This is a genomic window from Methylobacterium segetis (assembly GCF_004348265.1).
Lineage (GTDB): Bacteria > Pseudomonadota > Alphaproteobacteria > Rhizobiales > Beijerinckiaceae > Methylobacterium > Methylobacterium segetis.
On sequence record NZ_SMNT01000125.1, the window covers coordinates 1 to 13,235 of the forward strand.

The following is a 13,235-nucleotide window of genomic DNA, read 5'->3' on the forward strand; positions in this document are numbered from 1 at the left end:
TCCCGCCCGGCGAGCTGCCGCCGGTCAACGGCTTCTGGTCGCTGACGATGTACGACGCGGATTACTTCTTCGTCGCGAACCCGCTCAACCGCTACACGGTGAGCCCGCGCAACGACCTCAAGACCAACCCGGACGGCTCGGTCGACCTCCTGATCCAGCACGAGAGCCCCGGCGCGCAGCGGGAATCGAACTGGCTGCCGGCGCCGGCCGGCCCCTTCGTGCTGATGCTGCGCACCTACTGGCCGAAGGACGCGCTGCTGAACGGGTCCTGGGCACCGCCGCCCGTCACCCGAAGCGCCGGCGCGGCGCTCTAGTCTCAGGCAGCAGGAGGAAGCGTCATGAAGCGTCTGATGATCGTCTCGGCGGCCTGCGTAAGTGCGCTGGTGCTCGCCGGCTCGGGTGCTGAGGCCCGCGGGTTCGGCGGCGGTGGTGGTTTCCACGGCGGCGGCTTCGGAGGTGGTGGCTTCCGCGGTGGGAGCATTGGTGGTGGCGGATTCCGAGGAGGCGGCTTCAGCGGCGCCGGCCTAGGGGGTGCGCGGGTCGGCGGCTTTGCGGGTGGGTACCGCGGCGGCTTCGGAGGCTACCCTGGTGCCGCGGCGGGCGTTTACCGGGGCGGGTTCGGTGCCTACCGTGGCGCGGCAGTCGGCGGCTACCGTGGGGTCTACGGTGGGGTCGGCCGCTATGGCTACGGCTACCGGCGTGGCTGGTACCCAGGCTACGGTTACGGTCTGGCCGGGCTGGGGCTCGGACTGGCCGCGGGCTACGCCCTCAGCGACGACTATTACGGTGGCTATTACGGCTACGGCGGCTGCGAGCCTTACGCCTCCTACGATCCGTATTACGGGACCTGCGTGTCCACGGGCTACTATGGCTACGCGTACTAGAGGCCTCGGTGGCGCGTCTCTCCTGCTCGCGCTCGCAGGGGCGGCGAGCGAGGCTCAGGCGGCGCCCAGGCCGCATGGCGTGGCGCAGTTCGATGGCGCCTGGAGCGTGGTGGTGGTCACCGAACAGGGCAACTGCGATCGGGCCTACCGCTACGGTGTCATCGTTCGGGGCGGGCAGATCTACTACGCCGGCGGAGGCGACTTCACGATCTCAGGGCGCGTCCAGCCGAGCGGCGCGGTCCGAGGCAGCATCGTGCGTGGTATCGACCGCGCCGATGTGGTCGGCCGTCTCCGGGGCGACTATGGAGCGGGGGCTTGGACTAGCTCCGGCACATGGCGCTGCGGTGGCTATTGGAATGGCGAGCGACGCGGGTCGTAGGAACCGGGCCCGCTATCCTGGTTCATCGCCAAGTTTGGTAGAACCGGTAGGAGGGCGGGTATGGCCACGTGCATTCGCTTGCCGCGCTCAGAGAGGTCATCCAATGGCGTGATTTCTGCGATGGCCGACTCAATATTTAAATCTTACTGGCAATGACGGCTTACTCGCTTACGCCAGATTCGGCAATGAACTCTTGCGAAAAATATCCGAAAGATAGGGAACAAATTTTCACCGTCGCATTCAGATTGAATTTTCAATTGTTATGAGATGGCGCCCACATGCTCAATAAGACTGCGTGGCACTTCATGACAATGCTTCACGCGTCTGCGCTTTACACCTCTGCGCAGGCGGCGCCTTACTTTGTGTGGTATCTACCGTCCCCGACACCATTCTACCCGCTACTGGTGATAAATCCAGATAACAAGCCGTACTTTAGATGCACCCTCCAGCTGTTCCGGACCTACACCAAGCGGGACGGATCGCAAGGCTTCGATACGAGAAACTATTACTTCGCTGCACCACCCAACGCGCCGGTGTCGGCGGGAACCTGGAACTCGCAGGAGCACGGCGGAAACACCATAACCTCGACGAATGTCTACTGCTCATCGTGAGCATCACCGCCGGCCATGAACAGTCGTCACCCTGATCGTCACCGGCGACAGCATCGTGAACATCACGCAACCCTGAATGGGCTTCCGAAACGCTAAACCAGCGAACGGCGGCGTACTCCTGCTAAAGTACTGACGGGCAAGCCCTATTTGGTCACAGTGGGGCAAACCCTATTTGATCACTGCGCAAAAATTGAACCTTTGCTGGTATCATCGATTAGGTTCTATTCAATTTCCAATTCTACGAGATTTCGGAAGTAAATTTGCCCAAATACACCTATTATTTTCGTGTAGATCACGCTCCTAAGGGTCGATAAACGTTCTATTATTCGGTTATTGCGTCAGTTCAATGCCTTTTCTCGAGCTCCCACCGCGCCGGAGCACGGGGCCTTCTCGGCCGAGCACAGGGATCCGACGTCCAGCAGCGAAAGGCCCTTCCAAACCACGGCAGGAGGCAGACATGAGGGGAGTTCGAAGCCTGAACGGCATCAACCGACGCACGTTGCTGTCGACCCTAGCCCTGCTGCCATCCCTGTCGGGAACCCTCGTCCCCGCTGCCGCACAGACAAAAGAACCGGGCGGCTTGCTGCCGTCTTGGAACGAAGGGCCGGCGAAGCAGGCGATCGTCGATTTCGTGCGCGTAACGACCGAGCCGTCGAGCCCGACCTACGTGGCTCCAGACGAGCGGATCGCCGTGTTCGATCAGGACGGGACCCTCTGGGTCGAGCAGCCGGTGTACACGCAGGTCGCCTACTGCCTGGAGCGCGTCCCGGCCGTGGTCGCGAAAGATCCGGAGCTGCGGAACGTCGAGCCGTTCAGAACCGTGCTGTCCGGCAACCGCGAGGCGACAGCAAACCTCCCCCTGCGGGATCTCGAGAACATCCTCGCCGCCACACTCACGGGTATGACGGTGGAAGAATTCCAGTCCGAGGTGTCGAGTTGGCTCGAAACCGCCCGGCATCCACGCTGGAACCGCCCCTACACCGAGTTGACCTTTCAGCCGATGCAGGAGGTCCTGCGATACCTGCAGACCAATGCCTTCAAGACCTACATCGTCACCGGCGGCGGTCAGGACTTCGTACGCGTCTACGCCGAGAAGACCTATGGCATCCCGCCCGAGCAGGTGGTCGGCACCGCAGGCACAACGAAGTTCGGCTACGGCCAGGACGGCAAGCCGCTCCTGACCAAGGAGCCGAAACTGCTGCTCAACGACGACAAGGCCGGCAAGGTCGAAGGCATTCACCTCATGATTGGCCGACGTCCCGTCGCAGCTTTCGGTAACTCCGTCGGTGACCGTGAGATGCTGGAATACACGCGCGGCGGCCAGGGCACCCGCCTAGCGATGCTGGTGCTCCACGACGATGCCTCGCGCGAATATGCCTACGGTCCGGCGGCCGGCCTTCCTGACAGTAAGATCGGCACCTTCTCCCCAGCGCTCTACGACGAGGCGCGAAAGCAGGGCTGGACGGTGATCAGCATGAAGAACGACTGGGACCGCATCTTCGCCTTCGAGGCATGAGGCGGAAAGCAGGCTGCCGGATTTCGGCCAACCCCGATCATGGTACCTGACGCGGGCAGATGTCTCACATCAGCCGGGAGCTTCCCAAGCACCCAGCCGATGAATGACCGCTTTGGAGATGCCGTCTGGATCGGCTGGAGGGGGCAATGGGCGCATAGGCCCCGGCCGGGTCTGGGGGAAAGCCGCCGGTCTGCTTTCCGCATCGAGACCGCATTATCTAACATGCATTGTGGCTGAAGCGGCCATTTCCAATCGGTCCTTCGCGGCGGGCGAGATGCATATGCGGCGGTTTCGCCCGCAAAGGCGCGCGAGAGGAAAGACCCCGCATTGGGGCGAGGCTGGGTTCACGGACCTGCCTCTCCTCTCTTCATTGGAGGGACGCGCCCAGCCACCCTCTGGCTCGGCCAACAAACCGGCGATCCACGCCGTGTGATGCCAAAACACGCTGCGACGAACAGGCCCTCCACAGGCGCACCATCCCGCGATAAGTGGTGTCGGCTCCAGGCACTCACTGAGGCAGTCGCGGCAGAGGCGTGCCGTCCCTCGGCAAGCCGTACCGCGCCGTATTCAGCTCCATCGCGAGGAGCGTGTAGTAGCCGCAGATCGCGGTCAGATCGACGACTCCCGGCTTCCCGAACCGCTCCTCGGCACTGGCGAAGGTCGCGTCCGAGACCGCCTTGTTCTGCTGCAACTCGCTGACGAAGTCGTAGACCAAGGCCTCGTCCGCGCTCATGTCCTCTGGCCGCCGCCCATCGCGGATCGCCGTGATGATACCCGGCCTGATCCCCACCTTCTGCGCGATCGGTGCGTGGACATACCATTCGTAGTCCTGCGTCCAGTGTCGTGCGACGAGCAGGATCGCGAGTTCCGACAGGGTGGTGCCGATCTTGGGCTTGTAGCGGAGATAGTCGCCCATCGAGCGGGCAAGCGTCATCACATCAGGCGAGTACATCAGCGGCTCGAAGGGCCCGAAGACGGGCGTCTTGCGGACCGCTTCGAATGCCGAGGCGGCCTGTTGCTGCTCGGCGGTGTACTGGCTCGGCGGAATGGTCGGCAGCCGGTCCTCACTGCGGGCCGCGAGCGGCGCCAGGATCAGAGCCGCTGCGATCAGAAGGCGCTTCATGAGTCGAACTCCCCACTTCATGGGTGGCGTGGTTTTGAAGCCTCGAGAGATCGATCAGGCGGCGGTGACCGACGATCGGCGGCCCGAGGGGCGGCACAAGGCGGTCGCGCGTCGGCACGAATCCTCGACGGCGGGTCTGTCCGAGACCGACCCACGCACACGGGGTGACCGGATCATCGGATCAGGTCGGCGCCCACTTTGCAGATCGCAGAATCGGCGTCTCTGGAAACAGGACCGAGCAGGCCGCCCCAGTACCTGCCGAAGAGCCGAGCATCCGCCGCCGGTCTCGAGCTCGTTGATCAACTCAAATCATGGTGGATCTGAGTCGGAGTGGCCGGATGCCGGGCCAGCAGTCAGCGCCGTAGCAACCCTTCTGATCGTCGGCGCCGCCACGACAACGATCGGAATCATGAACGACCAGGCAATGGCCCATGCCCAGAGCCAATGGGTGAGAAAGCGGTCTTCTCCGGCCAGCGGCGCGCTGGCGATGCCGCTGGAGATCAATGTCGTGATGCCCGATTGCAGAACGGCAAAGACGTAGTGGGCGTGCTGTCGGGCGATCGGAAGCATGAGTGTACGAAGGTGCCTGCCTGTCCCTCGCGCTGAGGCACAAATAGGGCCACCGCTCAGACATGGCGTATGTCCGCCTGGGGTCTTCCATCCCCTGCATCGTCTGCGAGCGTCCACGATTCGTCACCGGGCCGCGAAGCGGTGCGATGCGGGCGAGCCATGATGGACAGCGCTGGAGGCGACGATCGGGACTTGCAGCCGGTGCAGAATTCATCGGCTCCTGCCGAGTTGCCTGCTACGCAGCCTGCTCATCGAGCGAAAAGCGGCTCGCCGGCCACGTATACTGACCGAGTGCTGCCACCAGTGCCGCCAGTGGCGAGGACCAGCGCCGGCCGCTGACCGTGACAAGACACACCTGCCGAGTGACCACCGGCTCCATCACCGGTAGGAGAGCCAGCCCTGGCAGGGTGGCGGTGAATTCGGGCAGGAAGCATATCCCCATCCCTGCCGCTACCATGCTCTGGATCCAGTCCTCACGCTCGCTGCGGTGAGAGCGCAGGATCTCGGTGCCCTGTTCGCGCAGGAGTTCGGCGAGATGGTCCCGGTACTCGCAGTTGATCCGCTGCAGGTAGATCTGCCCCGCCATGTCGCGCATCCGGATCGCGTTGCGGCAGGCGAAATCGTGGCCCGGCCCGCAGGCAACCATGAAGTGCTCCTCGTAGAGTAGACTCGCCCGCAGCGGATCGGAGAAGCCGCGTGGGTCGGCCATGATCGCCACATCGAGCTCGCCCCCGAGCAGCATCTCTGTGAGGCGTGCCGGCACGCCCTCGACGAGGGTCAGCTCAATGCCGGGATGGGCGATGCGAAAGCTGTTCAGGAATCCGACGAAGCGCAGCGGCCCGATCGTGCACATCACGCCGAGGCGCAACTCGGCGCCCTCCAGGCGCAGGAAGCGCGAGGCTGCCTGCTTGGCGCGCTCGCGCCGCTCGATCATCTCAGTGAATTCCGGCTCCAGCAGGCGGCCGAGATCGGTCAGGTGCACGTGGCCGCGCTCTCGAGAGACCAAGAGGCCGCCGAGCTCGTCCTCCAGCTTCTGGATTGCCCGCGTCAGGGCGGGCTGCGTCACGTTGCAGTGCTCGGCTGCCTTGGTGAAGCTGCCAAAGCGGCCGACCGCCAGGAAGTAGCGGATCTCGTGGAGCTCCATCGACAGCTCCGGGCTCGCGGTCACAACGGACACTTCGAGCCAATCGCTCGCCGCGGCCGTGGGACACCGGCCGGGTATTGTCTCGACAACTGGGCCGCAGTCGAGAGGGAGTGGGTGTTGGTACGCTTGGGCGCCGGCCGGCTCAGCGAGCGTGGTCGGGCTGTGCTGGCGCGATCAGTGCTCGGCGCGCAAGCAGCCGGTCGAGCTCCCGCAGGACTGCACATTTCGCGCGTCGTTCGTGGGAACGCTTCATCGGAGCCTCCTGAAAGGGATCCTCTGGTGCCGTCGCCGGATCACGTGACGGAGAAAGCGTGTCTTGATGAGCTTGGAGTGGGGCAAAAGCGAGATCAGGCAGCCCGGCTTGCCGAGTGCATGAACCGGGGAGGTCGGACGACGGCCGCTGGGGCCGGCTGGAGAGTGACGGGAACTGCCGGGACCCAGATCCGGACCTGAGTGCCCGCGCGTGGATCGAACACCGTGAGGACCATGACCGCCTCCTGTTCATTCATCGTGCCGTGAGGATCGCATCTCCTTCAGGAGCCTCCCGTGACGTGGCTCACGCTCTCGGGGGGCATCGGGCGCCCCCCGTGCGAAGCGTTGTCCATCGCGGGCTCCAGTGAGCGACGCCGAGGACCTCAGTTGTGGGAATGGTGGTGCAGCATCTCGCTATCGTCGGCGAAGGGGCCCTGGGCCGGTGCGGTTCGCACCGATTTGGCTGGCCGCGCCGGCTGAATCGAGCGGCCGGCTTCCGAACCGTAGATCGTGTAGCGAGGCGTGACCCCATTCAGCGTCACTGCGCTGCCCTGTCCTTCGGGGTGCAGGATCGATTGGGTCCAAGCGTTGGCCGAGGAGGCGAAGGCAACGACGACGGCGCCGGCAAGAAGAAGGGTGCGCATGATCTTGATCCTTTCTTAAGAGAAGCGCGGAAACCACTTCCTTGCTTCTGGATCCGATCATCGGCGCGGCGGCATAGAGAAGATAATGCCGTTTGGGCATCGAGATGATGCGTGCTGATGGCAGCGAGCGCCATGCAACGCTGTCGATCGTCGCCGCTGGCAGATCCGATGAGACACCGAGGCAGCGCCTCCGAAGGTTGGATCTGTCGGTCGGTCTCCCGAATACGCACCAGCCTGTGCCGAAGGCTCGCGCTCGGCCTGCCCTACTCCTCGTCCCCGATACCACCGGGCATAGTCACGATGCACAAACGGCATTTTACGACGCCAGCAATGCCTCCGAAAGTCTGATCGCCACACCAACCGTGGAGATGAGCCATGACAAAAGTTCTGGTGCTTGCCGGAGCAATGGTTGCTGCCGCTTCCGGGTATGCCTGGGCCCAACAAACTTTCTCAGCGTGGGGCCACGACTTTACCCTCTCCCAGTTTGCGCCCCAGCAGATGATGGTAGCCGTTGCAACCGACACCAAGACGGGTCGGAAGTTCAACGTCCTGAAGTTGAAGAACGGGAAGATGATGGCCATCGCACCGGTCAACAGCATGCAAGGCATGCCCGAGACAGCACAAGAAGACATGATTCAGTAGGCTGCCGCAAACACCATTCATCGCATGTGGTTCGGGCGCCCCGCAGGCAGGCCTGCGAAAGGGTCTCGGGGCACCCGCTCCGCTGTTCTCATGAGGCGGGCCAGTGGGGCTTCAATTATCGAAGAGAAAAACCGCTCTCGGCAAAGGTGGCGAACCAAGAGGAATGGTCATCTCCTAACTCTGTACGCCTGCGACAGTGGACAGTCTCAGCTCCGGGGCGCATCGCAGGGGCATGCAAGCCGCCCGTCGACTGAGAAATCCCGCGCGTTGAACAGCCTGCACTTCTCAGGTGAGGGTAGGCCTTGTTGCCTTTGCTGAAGTGGCCGATCCAGCGCTCCCTGAGCGGCTGAACACAGCCAGGCAACACATTTTTGACTTCGGGCGTAACCGCGGCACTGGACCTGCGAAAAGGGGAGCAGACTGATCGGAGGATTGTGCCAGCATGACGATCCTGCGCCGACGTCTCCTCCAGAGCCTGCCCTTGCTGTCGCTCGCGGCAGCGAAGCCCCAGGGTACGAGCGATGCCGTCACGACAACGGACCTCGTTCTGAACTGCGATACCGCAATGGGGCCTGCCCTCTCGCGCGCGTCCGACCGGTTCCATGAGGCTGCGGGCGTACGCGTGAGGGTTTTCCCGACGAGTCCGGGCCTTCTTCTCCCGCAACTCGCCCGCAAGGTTCAAAACGACCTCCTATTCACGCAGGACACCATCATGCAGGCGGCGACCGTCGCCGGCCTGGTCGCCGGCACGCCCGCGGGTCCATGGTCCATACGCTACGTTCTGGCCGCGCGCCGTGGAGTCGGAGACGCGGCGCTGAGGGGCCGCATCACCATTCCAGACCGGACACCTGCCGCCGACGTGGATGGGCCATCGGTGATCCGGGCGCTGCACCTCGGTGAGCAGGCCGTGCTGGGCGTGCTCGACACGGCCGAGGTCGCCTTTCTGCTGGAGCGCAGCGAGGCAGAGGCCGGCCTCCTCCATGCAAGCGAGCTTGCCCATCACCCGAGTTTGGAGGTGGTCCGCACCGTACCGGATGCCGTCGTGCCGCCGCTCGCGTTCCAAGTCGCCGTGACGACCCTCGCACGCCGGCCCAACCCGCAGGCCTTCGTCGATTTCCTTCTATCGGCTGCAGGCCGGGCGACCTTGAGCGCTCAAGGGCTGGAGAGTTCCGCATGAGCGTCCTCGGCGTTCAGACCCATGCCTGGCCGGTGCGACTGGCACACTGGTCGATGGCGCTCGCTATCCTGATCATGGTCGGGAGCGGCTGGCGGATCTACAATGCCGAGCCGATCCTACCCTTCCGTTTTCCACTCGCAGTCACGCTCGGGGGAGATGTGGAAGCGGCCCTCGCCCGCCACGGCGATCCAGGGGTCGCCACAGCCATTGCCTGGCACTTCGCCGGTATGTGGCTGCTAATCGCCGCCTTCCTGCTGTTCGTGATCTACGGTGTGGTCTCGGGCCACTTTCGGCGCGACTTCTTCCCGGTGGGGCCCCGCGCTTTCCTGCACGACTTCACCGCAGCCTTGCATTTCCGCCTGGAGCACCGCCTCGGCGAATACAACACCGTGCAGAAAGTTTTCTACTGGGGCGTGCTTGCCGCGATTATCGTGATCATCGTCTCCGGCCTCGCGATCTGGAAGCCAGTGCAGACCTACCCGTTGGAAGTGCTGTTCGGCGGCTTCCAGGGCGCACGCATCGTACACTTCCTCGCGATGATCGTGATCGTCGGTTTCCTTGTCATCCATCTCGCCCTCGTGGCGCTGGTGCCGAGCACCCTCGTGGCCATGATCACGGGCCGATCTGGCTCGCCGGCCCCGAGGAACGGCGGACGTCCCTGAGCGGAGGAGCGCCATGCCCAGAACTCAGCAAGACCTCGCATTGCCGCGGCGCGAGTTGCTCGGGGGCGGCCTCACGCTCGGCGCCCTGACACTGCTCACGGGCTGCGATGTGAGCGACGGCGACGCGGTCCAGGGGGCGCTCGCGCGCGTCTCGGCCTGGAATGATGCCGTCCAAGCCAGCCTCTTCAACCCGGAACGCCTCGCGCCGACCTTCCCCGAGTCCATGGCAAACAAGGATTTCCGCTACAACGCGTGGTATGGGCCAGAGCAGGCGCCACGGCTCGAGCCTGCGGATTACAGGCTGCTGCTTTCAGGCAAGATCGCCGACAAGCGTCCTTGGACCGTGGAGGCGCTGCACGCCCTGCCTCAGGTCACCCAGATCACGCGGCACATCTGTGTCGAAGGCTGGAGCATGATCGGCAAGTGGACCGGCACGCCGTTGCGCACCTTTCTGGAGCGCATCGGGGCCGACACCACCGCCCGCTATGTCGGTTTCGAGTGCGCGGACGGTTACTACGAGGGCCTCGACATGCCGACGGCGCTCCACCCGCAGACGCTGATGGCATTTCGCCTTCACGACGCGCTGCTGCCGCATCGGCATGGATTTCCGTTCAAGCTACGCATTCCAACGAAGCTTGGCTTCAAGAACCCGAAATTCGTGACAACCATCTACGTCACGGACAAGCAGCCGCGCGGCTACTGGACGGACCGCGGCTACAACTGGTTCAGTGGGCTCTGAGTATGGCTCGTGCCTTCCCCGGAACCTGCGCGATCGGCGTGATGGCCAAAGCCCCGCGGGCTGGCTGCTCGAAGACGCGCCTCTGCCCGCCTCTCACTCCACAGGACGCCGCCGCCCTCTCGGCCGCCTTCCTCCACGACACGACCCAGAGCATGGCAGAGGCAGCCGCGCGGGCGCCCATCGCGCGATTTGCTGCGTATGCGCCCGCAGGCACGGAGAATCTCGTCCGGGCCCACATCGCCTCAGGAACCGTCCTCGTGCTGGCGGACGGTTCTCCGCCGATGCCAGACGGTGTGGATGGGTTCGGACGCTGCCTCCTTCACGCGATCGATGGGATGTTGGCAGAGGGCCACGCTGCTGCCTGCGTGCTGAGCTCCGACTGCCCGACCCTGCCCACCACCCACTTGGTGGAGGCTGCCCGTCTGCTCCTCGAACCCGGCGACCGGGCCGTGCTCGGTGCCTGCGCAGACGGTGGCTACTACCTGCTTGGGCTGAAGGCGCGATGTCCGGAGATGTTTTCGCGCATCGCCTGGAGCACGGCGAGCGTCGCCGAGACCACCCGCGCACGGGCACGCGGGCTCGACCTCGACCTTGTCGAACTGCCGCCCTGGTATGACGTGGACGACGCAGCTACCCTCGCCTGCCTGCAGGTGGAGCGCGGCGGCTACGCGGCACATGCGAGCCGGGCCGTGCTGGCGCGGCTCGGTTACGGCGAAGGTTCGCGAGGCGAGGCCTCTGCCGCTCTCGGCATGACCGATCGCCCCGGCCACGCCGCGATGTTGCCATCGCCGCAGAGCCCGGGGCGTACGCCATGAGTGGGCGTCTCGAAACTCCTCCCGCGGGCCTCGCCCTGCTCGGGACCCTGCTGATTGCGCTGACGCTGGCTGCCCTGGCGCTTCACGTGCCCGGCGCCGACACGGTCGGCACGCCGCTGCGGGCGCAAGTGTTCGTCGGTGTGCTTGCGATCAGCGTCGCCGTCTACTTCCTCGCCGTTCGCCGCGTCCTGCGGACGCCATGCCCGCGGGCCGTTTGGTTCGTGATCGCCATCGCAGTGCTCCTGCGCCTACTTCTCCTGCCCTCGTTGCCGTTTTTGTCGAGCGACATCTACCGCTATGTCTGGGATGGACAGGTCCAGGCCGCGGGCATCAATCCCTACCGCCATGTGCCGGCGGATCCGGCGCTGAGCTTTCTGCGGGACCCTGCCGTCTTCCCGCTCATCAACCGGGCCGACTATGCCCACACGATCTATCCGCCGGCCGCGCAGCTCTTCTTCGCCGCCGTTGGACAGGTCACCACAACCGTGACCGGCATGAAGGCCGCGATGCTGCTCTGCGATGGCCTCGCGATTGCCTGTCTGCTGCGCCTCCTCGCCCTGTCTGGCCTGCCGAGGGAGCGCGTACTGATCTACGCCTGGAACCCGCTCGTGCTCTGGTCTTTCGCCTGTGATGGGCATGTGGACGCGGTGGCGGTGGGTCTGCTGGCCCTGGCACTTCTCGCCCGGGCGCGCCGCCGCGACGGCCTCGCGGGGGCTTTCCTCGCCGCGGCGACGCTCGTGAAGTTCCTGCCCATCGTCGTGGCGCCGGCCTTCCTACGCGGCGGTTGGTTGTGGCGACAGGTGCTGACGGGCGCTGCCGTCATCGTTGCGCTCTACCTGCCCTATCTGTCGGTGGGGACGCAGGTACTCGGCTTTCTCCCAGCCTACGGCGCGGAGGAGGGCTTCGCGACTGGGCAGGGCTTCTGGCTGCTCGCCGGACTGTCTCACCTCGTTCCGCTGCCCGTCTCGGCTGCGTGGGGGTACGCGCTCTCGGTCGGCATTGTCTTCTCGGCCCTGTCGCTTTGGATTGCGACACGCCATCCGCCGACGGGCGCATCCGTGCCGGTTACCCTGTGCCGCGACGCCGGTATCCTCGCCGCCTGCGCGACTGTCGCGGCGAGCCCGCACTACGCTTGGTACTACGCGTGGCTCGCGCTGCCTGCGACGGTGTCCCCGAGCCCAGCGGTGATCTGGCTCTCCGCGGCCCCCGTCCTCTTCTACATCGACCCGTTCAACGAGCGCTTTGCCTGGCCAAGCCTCGTCTTCGTCCCGGCTCTTGCCCTCGCGTTGCGCGCCGGCCTGCGCGACCAGTCCGTTCCCATCGCGGTCAGTCCACGAGGAGCGTCCTGATGTCGATATCCGCCACGCTCAAGGACCCGCGACGCTACTTCGAGGGGATCGGCGCACAGCGCTCAGCAAGGTCCGAAGTGCTTCCGATCTGCCTCTACCTGGAGGTGACGAACCGTTGCAATCTGCTCTGCGAGACGTGTCCCCGCACTTTTGAAACGCTGGAACCCCCCGCCGACATGAGCTGGGAGTTGTTCACCCGGATCGTCGATCAGGTGCCGAACGTGGCTCGCGTGGTGCTTCACGGTGTCGGCGAGCCGATGCTGGTGAAGTCGCTGCCGCGGATGATCCGCTACCTGAAGAGGCGGGGCATCTACGTGCTGTTCAATACGAACGGCACGCTCATGCAGCCCAAGCGCTTCCAGGAACTGATCGACACTGGGCTCGACGAGCTACGTGTGTCGCTCGACGCTGCGGACCGCGCCTCATACTTGCGGGTGCGCGGCAAGGACTTCTTCGACCGGATCGTCCGCGATGTGGGCCAGTTCGTCGCCTATCAGAGGAGGATCGAGGCCGTCGTGCCGAAGGTCTCACTTTGGCTCACCGGCCTGAAGGAGACCATCGAGCAACTGCCGGCCTTCGTGCGGCTCGCAGCGGAGATGGGCGTGCACGAGGTGCATCTGCAGCGCCTCGTCTTCGACGAGGTCGGGTATGGTCTTGCCCGGGCAGATCACTCGCTGTTCGAGAACACGCAGGCTGAGGAACGCGCAGCGATTGAGGCCGCGCGGGCG

14 protein-coding genes are annotated in these 13,235 nt (G+C 64.8%); 10 read left to right on the plus strand and 4 right to left on the minus strand.

Features of this window, described 5'->3' with window-relative positions:
* The 3 genes from E1J50_RS23190 to E1J50_RS23205 form a co-directional block, all read left to right on the plus strand.
* Nucleotides 1-314, plus strand: a 314-nt coding sequence (locus E1J50_RS23190) for a DUF1214 domain-containing protein (protein WP_132256128.1), incomplete at its 5' end; no start/stop codon positions are given.
* 24 nt (nucleotides 315-338) lie between these two features.
* On the plus strand, nucleotides 339-884 hold the full coding sequence (locus E1J50_RS23195) for a hypothetical protein (RefSeq protein WP_132256129.1): 546 nt from the start codon (nucleotides 339-341) through the stop codon (nucleotides 882-884).
* Between the two features lie 1,447 nt (nucleotides 885-2,331).
* Nucleotides 2,332-3,390 (plus strand): HAD family hydrolase, encoded by a 1,059-nt coding sequence (locus E1J50_RS23205; RefSeq protein WP_132256131.1) that lies wholly within the window; start codon nucleotides 2,332-2,334, stop codon nucleotides 3,388-3,390.
* Between the two features lie 508 nt (nucleotides 3,391-3,898).
* On the opposite strand, the gene E1J50_RS23210 is transcribed toward E1J50_RS23205, so the two are convergent.
* The 4 genes from E1J50_RS23210 to E1J50_RS23225 form a co-directional block, all read right to left on the minus strand.
* Nucleotides 3,899-4,513, minus strand: coding sequence for a carboxymuconolactone decarboxylase family protein (locus E1J50_RS23210; RefSeq protein WP_132256132.1), 615 nt, complete (start codon nucleotides 4,511-4,513; stop codon nucleotides 3,899-3,901).
* A 309-nt stretch (nucleotides 4,514-4,822) separates the two neighbouring features.
* Nucleotides 4,823-5,083, minus strand: a complete 261-nt coding sequence (locus E1J50_RS23215; RefSeq protein WP_132256133.1) for a DUF2798 domain-containing protein — start codon at nucleotides 5,081-5,083, stop codon at nucleotides 4,823-4,825.
* A 235-nt stretch (nucleotides 5,084-5,318) separates the two neighbouring features.
* The gene (locus E1J50_RS23220; RefSeq protein WP_132256134.1) at nucleotides 5,319-6,227 is read right to left on the minus strand and encodes a LysR family transcriptional regulator; all 909 of its coding nucleotides are present in this window, start codon (nucleotides 6,225-6,227) and stop codon (nucleotides 5,319-5,321) included.
* Nucleotides 6,228-6,862: 635 nt separating this feature from the next.
* Nucleotides 6,863-7,123 carry a hypothetical protein gene (locus tag E1J50_RS23225; protein WP_132256135.1) on the minus strand — a complete coding sequence of 87 codons (261 nt, stop codon included), beginning with the start codon at nucleotides 7,121-7,123 and terminating at the stop codon, nucleotides 6,863-6,865.
* A 375-nt stretch (nucleotides 7,124-7,498) separates the two neighbouring features.
* Here E1J50_RS23225 and E1J50_RS23230 point away from each other — a divergent pair, with 375 nt between their 5' ends.
* The 7 genes from E1J50_RS23230 to E1J50_RS23260 all read left to right on the plus strand — a co-directional run.
* Nucleotides 7,499-7,765, plus strand: coding sequence for a hypothetical protein (locus E1J50_RS23230; protein WP_132256136.1), 267 nt, complete (start codon nucleotides 7,499-7,501; stop codon nucleotides 7,763-7,765).
* Between the two features lie 442 nt (nucleotides 7,766-8,207).
* A complete protein-coding gene (locus E1J50_RS23235; RefSeq protein ID WP_132256137.1) occupies nucleotides 8,208-8,942 on the plus strand; it encodes a substrate-binding domain-containing protein in 735 nt (244 codons plus the stop codon).
* Nucleotides 8,939-9,604 (plus strand): cytochrome b/b6 domain-containing protein, encoded by a 666-nt coding sequence (locus tag E1J50_RS23240; protein ID WP_132256138.1) that lies wholly within the window; start codon nucleotides 8,939-8,941, stop codon nucleotides 9,602-9,604. The genes E1J50_RS23235 and E1J50_RS23240 overlap by 4 nt, the downstream gene beginning before the upstream one ends.
* A gap of 13 nt (nucleotides 9,605-9,617) precedes the next feature.
* Nucleotides 9,618-10,343: a molybdopterin-dependent oxidoreductase gene (locus tag E1J50_RS23245; RefSeq protein ID WP_132256139.1), complete on the plus strand. Its 726-nt coding sequence runs from the start codon at nucleotides 9,618-9,620 to the stop codon at nucleotides 10,341-10,343.
* 152 nt (nucleotides 10,344-10,495) lie between these two features.
* Nucleotides 10,496-11,158 (plus strand): TIGR04282 family arsenosugar biosynthesis glycosyltransferase, encoded by a 663-nt coding sequence (locus tag E1J50_RS23250; RefSeq protein WP_245516712.1) that lies wholly within the window; start codon nucleotides 10,496-10,498, stop codon nucleotides 11,156-11,158.
* Nucleotides 11,155-12,507, plus strand: a complete 1,353-nt coding sequence (locus E1J50_RS23255) for an MptA/MptB family glycosyltransferase (protein ID WP_132256141.1) — start codon at nucleotides 11,155-11,157, stop codon at nucleotides 12,505-12,507. Before E1J50_RS23250 ends, E1J50_RS23255 begins: the two co-directional genes overlap by 4 nt.
* Nucleotides 12,507-13,235, plus strand: a 729-nt coding sequence (locus tag E1J50_RS23260; RefSeq protein ID WP_132256142.1) for a radical SAM protein, incomplete at its 3' end; no start/stop codon positions are given. The genes E1J50_RS23255 and E1J50_RS23260, both read left to right, overlap by 1 nt.

Excerpts from the sequence above, each read along its gene's own strand:
- E1J50_RS23255 (WP_132256141.1), top strand. The coding sequence starts at position 11,155 with ATGAGTGGGCGTCTCGAAACTCCTCCCGCGGGCCTCGCCCTGCTCGGG.
- E1J50_RS23210 (WP_132256132.1), bottom strand. The coding sequence starts at position 4,513 with ATGAAGCGCCTTCTGATCGCAGCGGCTCTGATCCTGGCGCCGCTCGCG.
- E1J50_RS23250 (WP_245516712.1), top strand. The coding sequence starts at position 10,496 with ATGGCAGAGGCAGCCGCGCGGGCGCCCATCGCGCGATTTGCTGCGTAT.
- E1J50_RS23235 (WP_132256137.1), top strand. The coding sequence starts at position 8,208 with ATGACGATCCTGCGCCGACGTCTCCTCCAGAGCCTGCCCTTGCTGTCG.
- E1J50_RS23230 (WP_132256136.1), top strand. The coding sequence starts at position 7,499 with ATGACAAAAGTTCTGGTGCTTGCCGGAGCAATGGTTGCTGCCGCTTCC.
- E1J50_RS23240 (WP_132256138.1), top strand. The coding sequence starts at position 8,939 with ATGAGCGTCCTCGGCGTTCAGACCCATGCCTGGCCGGTGCGACTGGCA.
- E1J50_RS23205 (WP_132256131.1), top strand. The coding sequence starts at position 2,332 with ATGAGGGGAGTTCGAAGCCTGAACGGCATCAACCGACGCACGTTGCTG.
- E1J50_RS23245 (WP_132256139.1), top strand. The coding sequence starts at position 9,618 with ATGCCCAGAACTCAGCAAGACCTCGCATTGCCGCGGCGCGAGTTGCTC.
- E1J50_RS23225 (WP_132256135.1), bottom strand. The coding sequence starts at position 7,123 with ATGCGCACCCTTCTTCTTGCCGGCGCCGTCGTCGTTGCCTTCGCCTCC.
- E1J50_RS23195 (WP_132256129.1), top strand. The coding sequence starts at position 339 with ATGAAGCGTCTGATGATCGTCTCGGCGGCCTGCGTAAGTGCGCTGGTG.
- E1J50_RS23220 (WP_132256134.1), bottom strand. The coding sequence starts at position 6,227 with ATGGAGCTCCACGAGATCCGCTACTTCCTGGCGGTCGGCCGCTTTGGC.
- E1J50_RS23215 (WP_132256133.1), bottom strand. The coding sequence starts at position 5,083 with ATGCTTCCGATCGCCCGACAGCACGCCCACTACGTCTTTGCCGTTCTG.